Annotated in this window: 14 protein-coding genes and 1 pseudogene; 8 read left to right on the plus strand and 7 right to left on the minus strand. The window is 36.6% G+C overall.

Annotation, left to right across the window (positions count from 1 at the left end; genetic code table 11):
- Positions 1-350: 350 nt before the first annotated feature.
- Positions 351-1,370: a YeiH family protein gene (locus ATN92_RS13070; RefSeq protein ID WP_056951269.1), complete on the minus strand. Its 1,020-nt coding sequence runs from the start codon at positions 1,368-1,370 to the stop codon at positions 351-353.
- A 100-nt stretch (positions 1,371-1,470) separates the two neighbouring features.
- Here ATN92_RS13070 and ATN92_RS13075 point away from each other — a divergent pair, with 100 nt between their 5' ends.
- Complete coding sequence (locus ATN92_RS13075) at positions 1,471-2,340, plus strand: LysR family transcriptional regulator (RefSeq protein ID WP_056951267.1); 870 nt, start codon at positions 1,471-1,473, stop codon at positions 2,338-2,340.
- Here the strand turns inward: ATN92_RS13075 and ATN92_RS13080 are convergent.
- On the minus strand, positions 2,330-2,914 hold the full coding sequence (locus tag ATN92_RS13080; RefSeq protein ID WP_056951266.1) for a peptidylprolyl isomerase: 585 nt from the start codon (positions 2,912-2,914) through the stop codon (positions 2,330-2,332). The two genes, ATN92_RS13075 and ATN92_RS13080, sit on opposite strands and share 11 nt — an antisense overlap.
- 120 nt (positions 2,915-3,034) lie before the next feature.
- Here ATN92_RS13080 and ATN92_RS13085 point away from each other — a divergent pair, with 120 nt between their 5' ends.
- Entirely contained in the window at positions 3,035-3,394 is a 360-nt protein-coding gene (locus tag ATN92_RS13085; protein ID WP_056951264.1) for a DUF2200 domain-containing protein, read from the plus strand.
- On the opposite strand, the gene ATN92_RS13090 is transcribed toward ATN92_RS13085, so the two are convergent.
- Entirely contained in the window at positions 3,391-3,840 is a 450-nt protein-coding gene (locus ATN92_RS13090) for a DUF3955 domain-containing protein (RefSeq protein ID WP_056951262.1), read from the minus strand. The genes ATN92_RS13085 and ATN92_RS13090 overlap by 4 nt on opposite strands.
- Positions 3,841-4,028: 188 nt before the next feature.
- Here ATN92_RS13090 and ATN92_RS13095 point away from each other — a divergent pair, with 188 nt between their 5' ends.
- Together ATN92_RS13095 and ATN92_RS13100 are read left to right on the plus strand one after the other, a co-directional pair.
- Entirely contained in the window at positions 4,029-4,280 is a 252-nt protein-coding gene (locus tag ATN92_RS13095) for a hypothetical protein (protein WP_056951260.1), read from the plus strand.
- Between the two features lie 87 nt (positions 4,281-4,367).
- Positions 4,368-5,210 carry a mechanosensitive ion channel family protein gene (locus ATN92_RS13100; RefSeq protein WP_056951259.1) on the plus strand — a complete coding sequence of 281 codons (843 nt, stop codon included), beginning with the start codon at positions 4,368-4,370 and terminating at the stop codon, positions 5,208-5,210.
- A 230-nt stretch (positions 5,211-5,440) separates the two neighbouring features.
- Here the strand turns inward: ATN92_RS13100 and ATN92_RS13105 are convergent.
- Together ATN92_RS13105 and ATN92_RS13110 are read right to left on the minus strand one after the other, a co-directional pair.
- Positions 5,441-6,393, minus strand: a pseudogene (locus tag ATN92_RS13105) (aldo/keto reductase).
- 82 nt (positions 6,394-6,475) lie between these two features.
- Entirely contained in the window at positions 6,476-7,480 is a 1,005-nt protein-coding gene (locus ATN92_RS13110; protein ID WP_056951257.1) for an NAD-dependent epimerase/dehydratase family protein, read from the minus strand.
- Positions 7,481-7,577: 97 nt separating this feature from the next.
- On the opposite strand from ATN92_RS13110, the gene ATN92_RS13115 reads away from it, so the two are divergent.
- Both ATN92_RS13115 and ATN92_RS13120 read left to right on the plus strand, forming a co-directional pair.
- Positions 7,578-8,219 carry a TetR/AcrR family transcriptional regulator gene (locus ATN92_RS13115; protein ID WP_056951254.1) on the plus strand — a complete coding sequence of 214 codons (642 nt, stop codon included), beginning with the start codon at positions 7,578-7,580 and terminating at the stop codon, positions 8,217-8,219.
- A gap of 70 nt (positions 8,220-8,289) precedes the next feature.
- Positions 8,290-9,699: a C69 family dipeptidase gene (locus ATN92_RS13120; protein ID WP_056951252.1), complete on the plus strand. Its 1,410-nt coding sequence runs from the start codon at positions 8,290-8,292 to the stop codon at positions 9,697-9,699.
- Between the two features lie 246 nt (positions 9,700-9,945).
- Here ATN92_RS13120 and ATN92_RS13125 read toward each other — a convergent pair whose 3' ends face one another.
- Positions 9,946-10,485: a hypothetical protein gene (locus ATN92_RS13125; RefSeq protein ID WP_056951250.1), complete on the minus strand. Its 540-nt coding sequence runs from the start codon at positions 10,483-10,485 to the stop codon at positions 9,946-9,948.
- A gap of 162 nt (positions 10,486-10,647) precedes the next feature.
- On the opposite strand from ATN92_RS13125, the gene ATN92_RS13130 reads away from it, so the two are divergent.
- A complete protein-coding gene (locus ATN92_RS13130) occupies positions 10,648-11,826 on the plus strand; it encodes an exonuclease SbcCD subunit D (RefSeq protein ID WP_056951248.1) in 1,179 nt (392 codons plus the stop codon).
- A gap of 2 nt (positions 11,827-11,828) precedes the next feature.
- A complete protein-coding gene (locus ATN92_RS13135) occupies positions 11,829-14,999 on the plus strand; it encodes an AAA family ATPase (protein ID WP_056951246.1) in 3,171 nt (1,056 codons plus the stop codon).
- 364 nt (positions 15,000-15,363) lie between these two features.
- On the opposite strand, the gene carB is transcribed toward ATN92_RS13135, so the two are convergent.
- On the minus strand, positions 15,364-18,540 hold the full coding sequence (carB, locus tag ATN92_RS13140; protein WP_056951243.1) for a carbamoyl-phosphate synthase large subunit: 3,177 nt from the start codon (positions 18,538-18,540) through the stop codon (positions 15,364-15,366).
- Between the last annotated feature and the right edge of the window lie 11 nt (positions 18,541-18,551).

Below are 18,551 nucleotides of genomic sequence, written 5' to 3' on the forward strand. Positions count from 1 at the left end.
AACAGACAACTTAATTATCATATCGAAGTAACAAGAACATGTCAAGCACTTCTTTAAAATAATTTGGAATCAACGGAGAAGCAATAAAGCTTCAAAGCGTTGATTCCATTGCTCTGTCGCAACAACAAGATATATATTACCCGTTCAGTTACGACGTTGCAACCCTTTTTTATTATTTTTTGTTAATCAGTTAAAAACAATTCAGTTTCTTCCTATAGTTAACGAATATAACTTCAATATGACTTTTATGTTTATTACTATACCACGATTGCCAAACATGTCCATTGACTTTGCGTCTTCTCTCAAAACAAACAAAAAAGCCCACCCTTCCATAGGAAAAGTGAAGCATTTTAGAAGAACATCTTACTAACTATGATTGTAAATGTCAGTAAAACTACTGATGCAGACAAAGCGGCTAAAACAGCATTACGTCCACTACTCAAGAAAGCCTTGAAATTAACACTCATCCCTAAAGCAGCCATTGCCATCCCTAGTACTAGATAAGCTAACTTAACTAACTGGTTCAACAAAGCGCTAGACATAGGAACAAAAGTACCAATAACACTAGCCAATAAAAATCCTGCCATAAACCAAGGTATCGGCAATTTACCTTTTTCACCCTCATTAGTTTTATCCTGGTGTTGATACCAAATACCTATTATCAAAGCAGCTGGTGCTAATAGTAAGACTCGAGATAATTTAGTTATGATTGCAGCACTCAAACTAACTGGTCCACCGGCACTACCTGTTGCAATCGCATGAGCTATTTCATGCAGTGATCCTCCAGCCATAACTCCAAACTGCATTGATGTCATATGCAACAATGGCTTAATAGCAATTTCGATTAAAGTAAAGACTGTTCCTAAAATGGCGACAATTGCTACAGCCAATACTTCATCATTATGTTTATCAGCCTCTTGATCTTTGGAAACTTTGATTTGAGGTGAGATACCCATTACAGCTGCCGCCCCACAAATACTAGTTCCACTAGCAGTCAAAATAGCTAATCGTTTACTGACTCCGAACTTTCTAGCAATGTTATATGTCAAGACAACCATTCCGCTAACAATCACCATTGCAAAAAGAATTGTTTTCACACCAGCATGGGCTAAATCAATTAAATTCAGTTTGAATCCTAACAAGATGATTCCTAATCGAAGAAATTTGTTAGAAATGAAGCCGATTCCGCTCTCAGCTTTTTGAATTGCTGGACGATAGAATTGAAACAACATCCCTAATATCAGTGAAAGCACTAATGCGCCGATCACTGTTAAATATGGTAAGCCGCCTAAGAAGCTACCAACAATTGAACACAATAAGGTCATAAAAAACGCATAATAGAAGCTTTTTTCAAAAAATTTTAAATACATAAGTTAATCCTCCCTGTTTAAGAGGATAATATAGAACTATCATAAGTAAAAATTAGTATTTATTACATTTGCATAAGCAAAATTTATTATAGGAGCAATTATGTTAGATAAACGTTATCAAACACTCGTCGTATTGGCTGACACCAATTCATTCACTAAAACGGCTGAAACACTATTTATTACTCAACCAGCTGTTTCTCAACAAATAACTTCATTGGAAAATGAATTGAATCTTTCCTTAGTCATCCGTGATCACAATCGTATTCACTTAACCGATATCGGTCAGAAATTAGCTGATTATGCTAAACAAGTCGAATTCGAAAGTCAAAAAGTCCTTAACTCTTTAAAAACACCCGCCAAATTCAATATGGGGTGTACTCTTTCGCTTAGTTCAACACTACTACCAAAATTTTTAAATCATCTAAGTAATAAAATCCAAATATCGACTACCGAGATCAAGAATACCGACCATATCTTACAAAATATCCGTGATGGCAAAATTGATTTTGGATTAGTTGAGGGAAACTTTGATACTGATGAATTCGATTCTTTCTTCTTACAAAAAGAGAACTTCGTCTGTATTTCTCATCAGCAACTTAACATTTCAACCATTGAAGACCTTTTCAATCAAACTCTCTTAATCCGAGAACCCGGTTCCGGTAGCCGCAATATTTTCGAAAATTGGTTAGCTACTCAAAACTATAAAATCAACGACTTCAATAAAGTGATGGAGATTGCCAGTCCTAATACCATTCTTGAACTGCTAAAACAGATTTCCGGTGTCACTTTCATCTATGAATCACTCGTCACCTCGGAGATTAAAAATGGACAATTAAAAAAACTAGATTTTCCAGGGTTCAAAATTGAACATCCCATTAATCTAGTTTTTCTCAAAAATTCTTATTTTAAAAATACTTATCAGGAATTAACTGCTTCATATCTTCAAGAAACGAATTCTACTACTTACTGATTTCAACACTTTCCATAACGATGTCTTCTTTAGGTTTATCATTACCATCACGTTTAGCACGACTGATTTCTTGAACAACATCCATGCCTTCAATAACTTGTCCAAAAACAGTGTGACGATGATCTAGCCAAGGTGTACCACCGTTCTTATAAGCAGTGATAATTTCTTCAGGATAACCAGCACCGGCCATTTCTTTAACCATACGTTTAGGCATATTTTCGTTTGAAACGATAAAAAATTGACTACCGTTAGTATTAGGACCAGCATTAGCCATTGATAAAGCACCAGTCAAATTATATAGTTGGTCGCTGAATTCATCCTCAAAACTCTTACCATAAATACTTTCACCACCGGCACCAGTACCAGTTGGGTCTCCACCTTGAATCATGAAATCAGGAATAACACGATGGAAGATAATTCCGTTGTAGTAACCCTTTTGAGCTAATTCAATGAAATTCTTAACTGTCTTAGGAACTAATTCATCAAATAGTTGAATTTTGATTACTCCGTGATTCGTTTTAATTGTTGCTACACTGCCTGTGGCATTTTCTAAATCCAATTGTGGATATGTCATATTGTTGTTTCCCTTCTATTATCTAATCTAAGTAAACCTACTTTACCATACTAAATCAAAGTACAGGTGGTAACTGACTTTATTTTGTTACACTAACTAAAAAGGTTAACGGAGGTATATATGAAGAAGAAAGACATAACCCAAATGGCATTTCGAGATCTCTACCCACTTTATATCCAAAAAGTTGAGCGCAAGGGTCATTCACAATCCGAAGTCAATCAGATAATCTATTGGTTAACTGGTTATAACGATCAATCATTATCGGAACAAATCGAAACAGGTGCAACACTAGCAAATTTTTTCCAAAGTGCTCCACACATAAACGAAAATACTGCTTTAATCAAAGGAACCATCTTCGGCATCCACGTTGAGAATATCCAAGATCCCTTAGTTCAAGAGATTCGTTACTTGGACAAACTAGTCGATGAGCTGGCCCACAATAAAACTATGGAACAAATTTTACGTAGTGAAATATCTTAACTTTGTTTACGCAATTTTCTAAACAAGTAGATAAATCCACTGATCAATCCCATTAGTAAGAATAGATATCCTATGGGAATCAAGAAGAATGGCTCATGTAAAACGCCGTTACTGTCAATTGTTGAACCGATCATCGTAGACAACAAGAAACAACCGATCCCAGTTAATATCATAATTATCGTTGCATATAGATTGATCCGCATTTTTCTAACCTCACTACTATCATTCATTAATTTTGTCGTCATCGTTGGATCGCCCAGAATTAATCGGTCTAACGATAATTGGAACGTTTTAGCAATCATAACGACCATTTCCAAATCAGGTAAATTACGGTTATTCTCCCAACTAGAAATTGTTTGTCGTGAAACATTCAATTTCTGAGCTAGTTGTTCTTGAGTTAATTTTCTACTGGTACGTAACTTCTTTATTTGTGATCCAAAGTCCATTCCTTCAGCTCCTTTTTCCATTAGTTATACCGATATAGTGACAGAATTAAAAGCTAGAGTTACAAGCATCCTTGATATATCAATATTTATAACTTAATATTTACGATCCGTATACTTATCTATAAATATAACTAATTCTGTGTTATCTTGTATATCCAATGAAATCCAAAGACTGAGGGTACATATTTTTGATCACAGAAAACATTCAAGACTACACTTTAGGAAAAGAAGAACCTACATTAGATATCTCTATTACGGGAAACAGCAATATCGACTATTCCCACGATGACTTAAAGATTGCAGCCGCAATTAAGTTAATCGAATCTTGCGACAATTTGAACTTTACCTTACAAACTGGAGAACACGAATTATACAAGGAATTGTCCGACAAGTTATACGTCGCAGTTGAAGATTTCGTTCCCAAAAGTTACTTAAATTAATAAGAGGACAGCCTAGCCAATCGGTTTAGCTGTCTTTTTGTTTATGCTATCATTATTTCAGCTACTTTTTTGAAAGGAACGGAAATTTTGAATACATCCCTTAACTTAAATACTCTTATTAAAAAAGTTTTTCTGAAGGTCGATTGGGAGTCCCTATTACAACATGTAATCTCGGTTGTTTTCCAATTAGTCTTGTTAACAGTTGTCTTACTTTTGATTAACTGGATTGGTAAGAAAATCATTCGTCATATTTTTAAAACGGGACTGCGTAATTATAAGCGTGGTATCTCACCAAAGAAATTAGACACCATTTACACTTTAGCCCTCAACATCTTTAAATATATCCTGATGTTCTTTTGGATCTATGCCCTACTATCAGCCATTGGAATTCCTGTCGGTACATTAATTGCCGGTGCCGGAATCTTCAGTTTGGCTATTGGTCTTGGTGCTCAAGGATTCGTCTCCGATATGGTCAATGGCTTTTTCATTCTTTTAGAACAACAAATCAGCGTGGGTGATACGATTACAGTTAATAGTGTTGAAGGCCAAGTCACTTATGTTGGTATCCGAACAACTCAAATTCAAAGTGTTGATGGAACGCTAAATTATATTCCTAATCGAAATATTACCGTTGTCAGCAATAAATCCCGTAATAATATGCAGGCCTTGATGGAAATCCCTGTTTCTAGTGCTGCTCCTTTTGAGGAAATCACTAAAATCATTAATCAGATCAATCAGGATCTGGATTTGAAAAAATTGCAAATTACTAAAAAGCCTTATATTGTTGGATTCTCTAATCAACCTGATGGCACTTTGGTTATTCAGGTCGCTACTTATACCAAACCAGGTGCTCAATTCCATGTTAGAAATATTTTGTTGGAGAAATATCTTTCTGGTATTACTGGTGCTGGGATTGATTTGCCTAAATAAATTAAAAACCGCTAGACTTCCTTTTTTGGGAAGTTTAGCGGTTTTTTTGATGTTCTTATTTAGATAACTATTGTTCTGTTTTTAGATAACCATAGTTCTATGTTTTATAGTGGAAACGAGCTACGTAAGCCAGATTCCTGTGCTTTGCCTGACTTCACGAACTGTCTGCTGCGCAGCCAATTCGCAAAGTCCTGCAAATGCTCAGAATCTAAACGGACTTACTCCGCTCTCTAAGGCAAGTCATTTCCTGCTGCGAAGTATACGTCATACCACTCTTGTTTAGTAAGCTCTACATCGGCACCTTTTGCACTATCAATTACGTGTTCTGGATTCATTGTTCCTATCAACACTTGGATTCCTGCTGGGTGTCTTAAAATCCATGCTACTGCTATGGCATTCTTACTTACCCCATACTTATCTGCTAATTCTTGTAACTTAGCATTCAATTCTGGGAACTTGTCGCTGCCTATGAATGTTCCTTCGAACATCCATATTGGAATGGTGACCATGCTTGTATTGTTGTTCCCATTCTTCTGGAGAATTCTAATAGTCCTCCATCATGATTTATGGAACGAGCATCGGTCATATTTGTGTGCATTCCGTAATCAATCATTCCTGTGTGAGCAATGCTAAATTGTAATTGGTTAATCAATAACTTTTGATCAACGGCTTCTTGCAACATCTGGAATTGTTGAGGATTGAAGTTTGATACACCGAAGTGTCTTACTTTTCCATCTCTTTGCAATTCGTCAAAGGCTTCAGCTACTTCTTCTGGTTCCATCAATGGATCTGGACGATGTAATAGGAATGAATCTAGATAATCGATTTGCATTCTATCAAGAATTCCATCAACGGCTTCAATAATATGCTTCTTTGAGAAATCATATCTTTTACCGAAAACAAAACTTCCATGACTGCGGGCTGGATCAAAGACGATTCCACCTTTTGATTGAATATAGACATCATCACGTGAAATGTTTGCTTCTTTCATAGCTTGTCCGAAAACTTTTTCGGAATTGCCCATGCCATAGATATCGGCTGAATCTATATAGTTAATACCACTATCAACAGCAGCTTCAAGTGTTTTAGCTGCATCTTTAGCTGATAAAGCTTCCATACGCATAATTCCTAGTGCAACGGCTGAAGCTTTCCAATTTGTGTTACCAATATTTAGTTGTTTCATGAGTTTTTAAGTTCCTTTCGTTTTTCTCAACGATTTAACAATAGTACTTAGAGTGTGGTCTAGGTCAATTGTTTTTTCAAAATTATTTATCAAGTCCTAATTTAATCAAAGTTTTAGCTGCATCCATGACTGTTTCTTCTGGTTTATGTTGTGTCCAGCCCAAATCATTTTCCGCAGCGGCAGTCGTATGACGATATTTACGATCCAACATTGGTACTAATGCACGCAAGCTAGGAACGAAGCGCGCTAATAATTTAGTCACTGTATTAGGCATCATTCTGATTTTAATTTTTTTATATGGGAAATTAGTCTGATAAATCTTTTCTACATCTGCCATCTGTAATACTTGAGAAGCAGCTAGGTATCTTTTTCCAATAGCAACGGGATTCTCAAAGGCTAATCGGTGCAGCCTGGCTAAATCTCTAACATCCGAAATTTCTAACGGAACATGTGGTGTCATTGGCAATCCATTTAACATCTGTAACAGAATTCGATTAGAACTGACTGCCTTATCTGACAAGATTGGTCCAAAGATTGCACCTGGAAGTACTGTTGTCAATTCCATACCCTCTTCTTTGACATATTCCCAAGCAGCCTTTTCAGATTCAACTTTTGAAATACGATAAGGATCTAAATCTGGATTCTTAACATCTGTCCAAAAACTCTCATCCAAAACAGCGGTACTTCCACTTTCAGGAGTGGACGCTGCCTGTGAACTAGTCATTACTACTCGCTTAACGCCAGCTTCTTTAGCTGCTTTTAGAACTGTAAGTGTTCCATTCTTAGCAACGTTAACTAATTCTTCAACAGTTTGAGTTCCATTCCCCATTGGTGAAGCTACGTGGATCACGCCATCAGCACCTTTAATACTTTCTACCCAATTCTTGTCACTAGTTAGATCAGCTTCAAAAAAACTAAGATTCTTCATTTCATCCTTGGAAACGGCTCCAGCAATTTCTTTTTCTAGACGATCTGCCTTCTTCATTGACCGCACGCTGGTACTGACCTCATATCCTGCATTGAGAAAATCGACGATCACCCATCCTGCGACGAATCCTGTACCACCTGTTACAACTACTTTTTTCATAATTTATGTCCTCTGTTTATTTAATTTAGACAAATAATACTATCAAGTGTCTATATCGTCAAATAAATGATATAATTATTTTTGGAGGTATTATTGCATGACACCAAAAGAAGAACTAATTATCAAATTTAACCATATTATTCTCATACAAGGATTCGATAATTTTTCAATGGTAGATTTAGCAAAAATGGCCGGTATTAGTCGTGCTAAACTCTATATCTACTTTAAAAATAAAGATGAAATCGTCCAATCGGTCGTTCAACGACACTTAGAATTTCTACAAAAAAATCCCATCCCCACAAAAATTGAAGATGAGAATCTACTGCCAACTATTTTGAATTCCCTCTTATTAATGGGATCAACCACTGAATTATTCAAAACTGAATTAAAACAAACTTATCCACAAATGTATCGTCAATTCAGTCACGGTTACGAAGAATACTTTCAGGCCTTGGAAAAATATTATCAGATTGCCCAACAGCAACAATTAATCATTAATGATGTTTCCGCAGAATTCTTACTCTTCCAAAATCAAATCAATATTCATGGAATTTTAGATAATGTTAGAGTTAACCAGATAAGTTTGGAAAAAGGAGAACTGTACTTAAAAGAGTATTTTATTTATCAGATTCACTCCCTATTAGTTAAACCCGAAGTAGTGATATCTGATCAAATTAAAACCTTCGCCCATACAATCATTAATGAGTATTATGATACGTATGCACAAATTAATAACTAGTCCATTTGGTTTCAATTATTAAACCAGTTATAATTAAGATATTAATAACCATAAAGGGAGCGATTTAATAATGGAAAAACGTATTAAAGGTTCATGTACATCAATTTTAGTTGGTAAAAAAGCTTCTATTGACGGTTCAACAATTATTTCTAGAAATGACGATGGTCACGAAGCACTTGACCCTCAACGTTTTGTTGTAGTTAACCCTGAAGATCAACCTAAGGACTACACCTCAGTTATCAGTAAAGTAAACGTTGCTTTACCTGACAATCCTCTACGTTACACTTCAATTCCTAACTCAATTTTGACAAACGGAATCTGGCCTGCTGCCGGAATTAATAGTGAAAATATTGCTATGTCAGCGACTGAAACTATTACTACTAACTCACGTGTCTTAGGATTAGATCCATTCGTTGAAAACGGACTTGGTGAAGAAGACCTTGTAACTGTAGTTCTTCCATACATTCACAGTGCTAAAGATGGTGTTAAACGTCTTGGTGCTTTACTAGAAAAATACGGAACTTACGAACCAAACGGAATTTCTTTCGCTGATAACGAAGAAGTTTGGTGGTTAGAAACAATTGGTGGACACCACTGGGCAGCCGTTCGTATCCCTGATGATGCTTATGTCGTTGCACCTAACCGCATGAACATCGACAACTTCGATTTCGATTCAGCCGACACACTTTGTTCAGATGATTTGAAAGATCTCATTGACCAAAACAATTTGAATCCTGACTTTGACAAATATAACTTAAGACATATCTTAGGTAGTTCATCAGTCAAAGATACCGTTTATAACAATCCTCGTGCTTGGTCCGGACAAAAATTCTTCAGTCCCGATGACACACCAGATGATCCAATGAATCAAGATTTACCATTCATCTGCCACGCTAACCGTAAGATTTCTATCGAAGACGTAAAATTTGTTTTAAGTTCACACTTTGAAAACACTAAGTATGACGTTTATGGATCAGGTACCGAAGCCGAAAAGAAACTCTTCAGACCAATCGGTATCAACAGAAACCACGACGTACATATTCTACAAATTAGAAATAACGTTCCAGCAGAAATTGCCGGAATCCACTGGTTAGCATACGGTGCAAATACCTTTAATACCGTAGTTCCATTCTATGCCAACGTAAAAGACACCCCAGCACAATACAAAAATGCCACAGGCAAGTTTGACATGAACAATATGTACTGGTTAAGCTGTACCACTGCCCTATTAGGTGATACAGATTACGATCTATACGTTGATATGAGAAATGATTATGAACTAGACGCTATGAGTACATATCGTAAGATCCAAAATGATACCGATAAAGAAATCGCTAACCAAAATGATGCCGAAAAGTATCTAGAAAAAGCCAACAAGAAATTAGCCGATGTAGCCTTTGAAAAACAAACCAAGTTACTCGGAGATATGGTTACAATGGGATCAGAACATATGAAGTTACGTTATAATCTAAATGATTAGAGAGCGAAGCAGAGGCGGTTAGCTCCCGAGGATTAAGACTACTTTCTCAGTCGGTAGCGAAGCGCCGGCAGAGAAAGTTGACTTAACCGGAAGGAGTTGCCCCTGCGTAGCTCGTTTCCACTATTCATCATGGAACCATGGTTATTCAGAACAAAACTATCCAAAATAAGGACGGCAACTCAAAATCGAGTTACCGTCCTTATTTACATTAATGTTCAAAAGCTGACCGCGTTTTGTCCTGCTCTCCTATTCAATCAATTTCAAAGTAACTTTAGTATCACCGTAAACCGGATCTTTAACCGTTTCCTTAGCAATCTTATTATTATCACTCAATTTGAATTTAACTGACGAAATAGTGTCGCCATTAGTAAACAAAGTTTGAACATCATCATCCGTAATTGACAATGTATCACCTTTTCTCGTGTAGTAAAGCCATTGCGTACCATTAGAAAAACGATAGTACATCTGATTTTTCGAAACAATATGAATACTATAAGGCCTCTTTCCAGTCACACTATACTCATTATCAACGATAGAGGCAGTGTTAGTATATATTGAAAGAAACGGTATCCCAACAAACATTAATGCGGCTACTATAGCTCCGCTGATCTGACTCCCCCTATCCTTTTCAAATTTATCTTTGGCCTGGGTGAGCTCTTCTGCTGTTTTATCTTTCAATTCTTCCGCTTCTGGGTCAAAATTCCAATTCCGATATAAGTTATAAAACGTAACAATTATAAGAGCCAATGAACCCCACCTAATAATCTGTAAAATTAAATGCATCATATATTTCCTCCGATTGTTTAATTGCTTTTCAACATACTTGTTACGTTCACAATGACCAAAAGACAAGTACGAATTAAAAATCTTTTTCGTAATTTGATATTGATAAAAGCAATTTTTCGACGTAAAAAGGAAATAGAACATAATCTTCATGGAGGAATAATTATGAAACTTTTACATACTGCCGACTGGCATATTGGTCGGACTTTAAATGGCTACTCATTACTCGATGAACAAAAAGCCGCCTTTCAACAAATTTTAAACATCGCCTTAGAAGAACACGTCGACGGTATTGTTATTGCCGGTGATATTTATGACCGAGCTATTCCTAATGTTGATGCTGTCACAACTTTGAATGAAATGTTTAAAGAAATCAATATTGAACATCATCTACCCATTTATGCTATCTCAGGAAATCACGATGGTGCCAAGCGCCTCAATTATGGCCGTGATTGGATGGAATATAACAACTTTCATCTCAATACTTTAGTCAGTGAGGCTTTCAAACCAATTGAAACTACCGAAGTTCAAATCTTCATGTTGCCATTTTTTGATCCGATGGATGTTCGAGCTTACTACCATCAACAAGGCGTCTCTGAAGAAGACACGCAAAAAATTCACTCAATCGTTGATGCCATGAATCTTGTTTTAACAGACATGCAAAAAAATTTCGATCCTAATAAGAAACACTTACTCATCACTCACTTTGCAGTCACACCAAACAAAGAAGATAAAATCGAGTTAACTAGCGAAACTACTTCAACTGTTGGTGGGCTTGCCACTTTGACCGCTGACCAATTTCAAATGTTTGATTACGTCATGATGGGACATATTCACACTCGTTTTGCTTCTCCAAGTGAAACTATTCGATATTCTGGTAGTCCTGTGAAATTTAACGTCAAAGAAGCCCGTATTAAAAATAAAGGTAAGGGTGTTGATATCGTTGAAATCAACAATGACAAAATCACTCATACTTTCAAAGAAATCAAGCCTCAAACTGATTTAATCGTATTAGAGGAAGATTGGGACACTTTAACCGACCCCACTTTTTATAAGCAACAACCAATTGATAATGCTTGGTTTGCCATCACCGTGAAAAATTTCGATCGCAGCAAACACATTAATGTTCGTGCCCAACTACAAGAAATCTACGGAACTGTTGTTGAACTCGATTACGAGAACATCTATCAAGATAAACAAGATCAGACTGTGCAAAACATTAGTGAATTAAGTCCTGATGAAACAGTTGATCAATTTTTCCACAGCATAACTGGAAACGATCTATCTAAAACTCAAAAACAAATTGTGGATAAAATTTTTGTTGATTTAAGAAAGGAGAAATAATTTTGAAACCTATTTACTTACAGATGAATTATTTCGGACCCCATGAAAATTCCAGTATCGACTTTCGAAAACTAGATGAAGCGCCGATTTTTCTTATTGGTGGTGACACAGGTGCTGGTAAATCAACAATTTTTGATGCCATGACCTTTGCCCTTTTTGGCAGTACTACAACCGATGGACGTGATGCTCGGGAAATGCGCAGTCAATTTGCTCCCAACGATAAGGCAACCGAAGTGACTTTCTATTTTGAACAGGGAAATAATCTCTATCGTATCGTTCGCCGTCCGGAACAGTGGCTCAAAAGTCAGCGCGGTGACAATCTTGTGGATAAAAAACCGATTGCCAAATTAGCCATTGTGGATAAAGTTGGCGGTACTGAAATTGACAGTATTGCTGCTAAACCTAGTGATGTCGGTACTGCTATTGCTGGAATTCTCAATCTTTCGGCTGAACAATTTAAAAAGATCATCCTCTTACCACAAAACGACTTCTCTAAATTTTTGAAATCCAAAACTGATGCTAAAGAAGCCATTCTCAAAAAGATATTTGGCACCCAACTCTATTCTGATTTTGCCAGCAAACTAAAGGAGCTCTACTCTGCCGACAAGAAAAAGAATGAAACTTTTGCCACTGATTTGGCCGCACAGTTAGACTCAGATAATTGGACCGATGAAGAAAAGGAACAGCTAAGTCATGAATCTGATGAACAAAAAATTGTCGTACTTGAAAGTTTTGTAAATAAACGTCAAACCGAATTTAATTCGGTAGAAAAACAAGCTACTGAACTAAATAAACAAGTTCAAACCGCCGACAAAAATTTTCAAAATGCCAAAGATTTGGACAAACAATTCTCCGACTTAGATACTGCTAAACATGATTACCAATTGAATATCGTCAATAAGGAATCCGAAATTTCTGCTCAGCAGCAACACGTCTCAGAATTACAATGGGCAGACGATTTGAAGGATTCTTTACGTGATCTCGATAGTAAAAATGAAGAGTTGAAAAAGACCAATGATAGAAGTCAAAAATTAACTGTCCAAATGAAACTCTCTCAAAAAGATTACCAATCAGCTACGACTAAGAATGAGGAATTAATTGCTCAAAAAGATGATTTTGATCAAAAAGAAAACCAAAGTAAGAAGTTAGCAATTCTGATTCCCGACATTGAACGTATTGAAAGAATTCGTAAGGAAATCACTAAACAAGAACCTGAATTGTTAGTTTTACAGAAAAATTTATCTGAACAAAATGAAGAATTTCAAAAAATCACTTCACAAATTGATGCCAAAAAAGAATCTTTAATCGATGGTGACAAGCTCCAAACACAAAAGGATGCCTTAACACGTGAAAAAGATGATTTTGTCGAAACTCTTACTCCCCTTGAAAATCTTCAACTTAACAATCAAAAAGAAGTTAAACGTCTCCAAACTCATTTGGATGAATTAAAGTCCCAACTACAGTCGAAAACAGAAAATCTTCAACAGGATCAAGCTGACTTTCAAGAGAAAAAAGGTCATCGTCAGGCTCTAATGATTGCTCAACTTCAAAAAGAACTGGTCGACGGAGAACCTTGTGTTGTCTGTGGTTCCACCGATCATTCTCACATGATTAAGACTATCGATGCCGATGAAACTGAATTAAAGGCTTCAATGGAACAAGTTGATAAATCACAAAATCAATTTGCCTCAGCTCAAAAAGAAGTTGAAACAGTTAATAACAATATTTCTGAGACAACCACTGAATTAAATGCAGCTCAGGATAACCTTAAAACTGCTACCCAAAAATTAAACGAGACTTATTTAGAATTAACTGATAAATCTGAACTAACCTTTGCTACCGAATTCAATCTGTCAGCTTCAAAATCAATTTTTGATAAAAAAATTGCCTCTCTTACTGAACAATTAGCTGCTGCCAACAAACTAACTGCTGAAATTGAAAAATTGACTAAGGACAGTCAGAAAATTGCTGATAAACAAAATGAATTTAAACTTGATTTGGCTACCAAAAAATCAGCTTTAGAGGCCAACCAAAAAGATCTCAAACAAACTCTTGCTAAACTTGGCGATGAAAACCGTTCTAGCCAAGAAATCACTCAAGAAATTAAAACCTTAGATGCAGCCGTTAAGGACTATCAAGAACAAGTTACAGAAACACAAAAAGTGGCTCAAGATAGCCAAATTAAGTATTCCAACAATAAAACGCAGTTAGATGATGTTGAAAAACAAGCTGCCGAACAAAAGGTAGCCATTGAAAAATTACAAGAGAATATCGACTCAGTTTTAAGTGACTCCGATGCTAAAACTAACGACATCAAAGTATTACGTACTTGGATTGCTGAAATAAATGATGGTGTTCTTTCCGAATTACAGATCAAAATTTCTAACTACAAACAAGAAAAAACTCGTTTGGAAAAACGTATCAATGAATTATCTACTGCATTAACCAACAAAGAAAAACCTGATTTAGAAACTCTTCGAACAGTTTTAACTGGTCTACAAACTAAAAAGGATGAACTAATTTCTCAAGTTGCCAATGCTAAACGAACTTTCCAAGATGCTGACAAGAACTTGAAACGTATTAAAGATATCATTGCGCAACAAGGTGATTTTGCGAAGAAATTCAGTCAATTATCCGATCTCTACAATATTGTGAATGGCCAAGGTAACAACGACAGTAAATTGAAGTTAGAAACTTACGTCGTGCAGAATTACCTTCAAAAAGTTCTCAATTACGCTAACGATCACTTTATCAACTTACTTTCTAACAACCGTTATACCTTTGAATTGTCAGCTGATCCTAGCGACAAAATGCGTGATCACGGCCTGGATATCAATATCTTTGATAACGAAACTGGTAAATCTCGTTCATCAGATACTTTATCCGGTGGTGAAACCTTTATTGCTGCCTTGTCTATCGCCCTTTCACTTAGTGAAGTCGTTCAATCATCTTCTAATGGAGTTCAAATTGATGCCTTATTTGTTGATGAAGGATTCGGTTCACTTGATGATGAAACCCTTGAAAAATCTATGACTGCTTTGGAAACCATCGGTCAAAATCGCATGGTCGGTGTTATCAGTCATATTGAATCTATGAAACAAACTATTGGTCAACAGGTTTTGATTAAGAAACTTGGTGATGGCCGTAGTAAGGTTGAAATTGTTAATAAGTAATGTAAAAAAGCCGCCCATTTCTGGACGGCTTTTTATTTTTGGGGAGAATTATTTTGAGGATTTTTTTGGCTAGCTCTGGACAATTCTTAAATAACCATTGTTCTTTGCAATATAGTGGAAACGAGTTACGTAGGCCAGATTCCTGTGCTTTGCCTGACTTCACAAACTGTCTGCTTCGCAGCCAATTCGCAAAGTCCTGCAAATGCTCAGAATCTAAACGGGCCTACTACACTCTCTATCGAAACGAGCTACGCAGGGGCAACTCCTTCTGGTTAAGTTAACTATCTCTGCCGGCACTTCGTTGCCGACTAAGATAGTAGTCTTAATCCTCGGGAGCTGACCGCCCCTGCTTCGCTCTCTTTCTCTATAATGCGTTTACGCCGATAAATCTTTTCTCCAACACTCTTAAAATAGCGTCGGCTGTATCTAATGATGTGTAAAGTGGTACTGAATTTAAGACGGCATTTTGTCTGATGATATATCCGTCTGATGTGTGTGTTCGTTTGTCTCCGATTGTATTGATCAACAATTGTACTTTGTTGTGTGTGATGTCATAGATAATGTCTTTATCCGACTCACCCACCTTTGGTACAGCTTTGGCTCTGATGCCTAATTTATTGAAATAGTCGGCGGTTCCTTTGGTTGCTAGTACTTGGAAGCCCACTTCTTCGAATCTTCTTGCTAAGGTAGATGCTTCTTTTTTATCTGTATCATTAACGGTGATTAAAACATTTCCGGCATCTTTGATATGTTGATTAGTTGCTTCAAAGGCTTTATACAAAGCTTCGGTATAATCGATTCCTGATCCCATAACTTCACCGGTTGATTTCATCTCTGGTCCTAAGGCACTATCAACATCGTTTAATTTATTGAAGGAGAATGTTGGCGCTTTGACATGAATCAATCTTGACTCTGGTGCTAGTCCTGGTTCTAATCCTAATGTATTGAAGTTGGCTCCTAAAATTAATTTAGTAGCAATTCTTGCCATTTGAATTCCGGTAACTTTACTTAGGAATGGAACTGTTCGACTGGCACGTGGATTTACTTCAATTACGTAGGCTTGATTATCGTGAATAACAAATTGAATATTCATGATACCGACACAGTGCAATTCTTTAGCTAAACGTTTAGCGTATTCAACAATTTGATCTTGGACTGAATCAGGAATATTTTGTGGAGGATAAACGGCCATTGAATCTCCTGAGTGAACTCCAGAACGTTCGATATGTTCGATGATACCTGGTAATAAGACGTTCTCACCATCACTTAGAGCATCAATTTCACATTCACGACCAGTTAAATAACTATCGATTAAAACTGGATGGTTATTTGATACATGGACAGCTTCTTTCATGTACTTGTTTAGTTCAGCATCCGACTTGATAATTTCCATTGCTCGGCCACCTAAAACGTAACTTGGGCGAATCAAGACAGGATAACCAATTTTTTGAGCAATTTGTAATGCACCTTCTGGTGAAGTAGCTGTTCCACCAATTGGTTGAGGAATTTCTAATTTTTTAATAATTTGGTCAAATAAATCGCGATCTTCCGCACGGTTGATATCTTCAACTTGTGTACCTAAAATCTTGATGCCATTTTCTTTCAAAGGTTCGGCCAAGTTAACTGATGTTTGACCACCAAATTGAACGATAGCACCAATTGGTTTTTCCAAGTCACAGACGTTCAAGACATCTTCTAAAGTTAATGGTTCGAAATACAACTTATCCGCAATTGAATAATCAGTTGAAACTGTTTCAGGATTATTGTTAATAACGATTGCTTTGTATCCCATTTGTTGAACTGCATTGACACAGTGAACCGTTGAATAATCAAATTCGATTCCTTGTCCAATTCGGATAGGACCTGAACCTAAGATTAGGACTGACTTATCAGACATCTTTTCTGATTCATTTTCAGTTTCATAAGTACTGTAGAAGTATGGTGTTTCGGCTTCAAATTCACCGGCACAAGTATCTACAGTTTTATAAGTTGGCAAAATTCCACTTTGAATTCTGAAGGTACGGATAATATCTTCTGACAAACCATTCAGACGGGCAATTGTCTTATCCGAGTAGCCTAGACGTTTAGCTTCGGTTACAATCTCCTTGGTCAATGATCCATTCGTCAATTCTTTTTCGAAGTTAATGATATTCTTCATTTTGGCTAAGAAGAAAGGATTGATAGCTGTTAGTTGATTGATTTTTTCGTAAGAAACATCCCGACGCAACAATTCAGCTAAATAGAATAAACGGTCATCCTTGGGTGTTTGGACGTATGTTTCCAAATCCTCAGTAGACTTGTCTTTGAGCGAATCCATGATTAAATCGTGTTGATCAATTTCCAAAGAACGAACGGCTTTTTGAAGAGCTTCTTCAAAGTTACGTCCCAAGGCCATTACTTCACCAGTAGCCTTCATCTGTGTACCAATTGTACGGTCGGCTTTAGAAAACTTATCAAATGGCCAACGTGGAATCTTGCAGACAACATAATCTAGGGCTGGTTCGAATTGCGCAAAAGTTTTACCGGTAATTGGATTAGTGATTTCATCTAATGTCAGTCCGACAGCAATTTTGGCAGCAATCTTGGCGATTGAATAACCAGTTGCTTTTGATGCCAAAGCTGAAGAACGACTGACACGTGGATTTACTTCAATAATGTAATAGTTACTTGTCTTAGTATCGATAGCTAGTTGAACGTTACAACCACCTTCAATTTTTAGCGCGCGAATAATCTTTAGTGAAACGTCACGTAATTTTTGAACTTCAGTATCTGAAAGGGTTTGGATTGGTGAAACAACGATTGAATCACCGGTATGAATTCCAACCGGATCAACGTTTTCCATATGACAAACGGCTAAGGCATTGTCCGCACTGTCACGCATTACTTCAAATTCAATTTCCTTAAAACCGGCAATACTTTGTTCAATCAGACATTCAGTTGATGGTGAAACTTTCAAACCACGTTCAACGATTTCTTTTAATTCAGCATTGTCATGTGCAACACCACCACCAGTTCCACCCATTGTGAAAGCCGGTCTGATAATTACAGGGAAGCCAATTTGGTCAGTGAAATCTTTCGCATCTTGATATGTATAAGCTGTCTTTGAAGCAGGAATTGGTTCATGTAACTTCTGCATTAAGCGTTTGAATTCTTCACGATCTTCAGCTTCGTTAATAGTATTTAATTTAGTTCCAATAATTTCGATATTTAATTGATCTAGAATTCCTGATTCTTGCAATTGGACAGCCATATTCAAACCGGTTTGACCACCTAAGGTTGGTAGAATAGCATCTGGGTGTTCTTTAACTAAAACTTTTTCCACGAACTCCAAAGTAATTGGCTCGATATAAACTTTATCAGCGATATGTTTGTCAGTCATGATCGTAGCTGGATTGGAATTGATCAAAACAACTTCATAACCTTCTTCTTTAAGAGCTAAACAAGCTTGAGTTCCTGAATAATCAAATTCGGCAGCTTGTCCAATGATGATTGGACCAGAACCGATGATCATAATCTTTTTAAGGTCTGTTCTCTTTGGCATAATTAATTTTT

The sequence above is a fragment of the Companilactobacillus bobalius genome, assembly GCF_009764355.1.

Coding starts and splice junctions, on each gene's coding strand:
- ATN92_RS13070 (WP_056951269.1), bottom strand. CDS start 1,370: ATGTATTTAAAATTTTTTGAAAAAAGCTTCTATTATGCGTTTTTTATG.
- ATN92_RS13075 (WP_056951267.1), top strand. CDS start 1,471: ATGTTAGATAAACGTTATCAAACACTCGTCGTATTGGCTGACACCAAT.
- ATN92_RS13080 (WP_056951266.1), bottom strand. CDS start 2,914: ATGACATATCCACAATTGGATTTAGAAAATGCCACAGGCAGTGTAGCA.
- ATN92_RS13085 (WP_056951264.1), top strand. CDS start 3,035: ATGAAGAAGAAAGACATAACCCAAATGGCATTTCGAGATCTCTACCCA.
- ATN92_RS13090 (WP_056951262.1), bottom strand. CDS start 3,840: ATGGACTTTGGATCACAAATAAAGAAGTTACGTACCAGTAGAAAATTA.
- ATN92_RS13110 (WP_056951257.1), bottom strand. CDS start 7,480: ATGAAAAAAGTAGTTGTAACAGGTGGTACAGGATTCGTCGCAGGATGG.
- ATN92_RS13115 (WP_056951254.1), top strand. CDS start 7,578: ATGACACCAAAAGAAGAACTAATTATCAAATTTAACCATATTATTCTC.
- ATN92_RS13120 (WP_056951252.1), top strand. CDS start 8,290: ATGGAAAAACGTATTAAAGGTTCATGTACATCAATTTTAGTTGGTAAA.
- ATN92_RS13125 (WP_056951250.1), bottom strand. CDS start 10,485: ATGATGCATTTAATTTTACAGATTATTAGGTGGGGTTCATTGGCTCTT.
- ATN92_RS13130 (WP_056951248.1), top strand. CDS start 10,648: ATGAAACTTTTACATACTGCCGACTGGCATATTGGTCGGACTTTAAAT.
- carB (WP_056951243.1), bottom strand. CDS start 18,540: ATGCCAAAGAGAACAGACCTTAAAAAGATTATGATCATCGGTTCTGGT.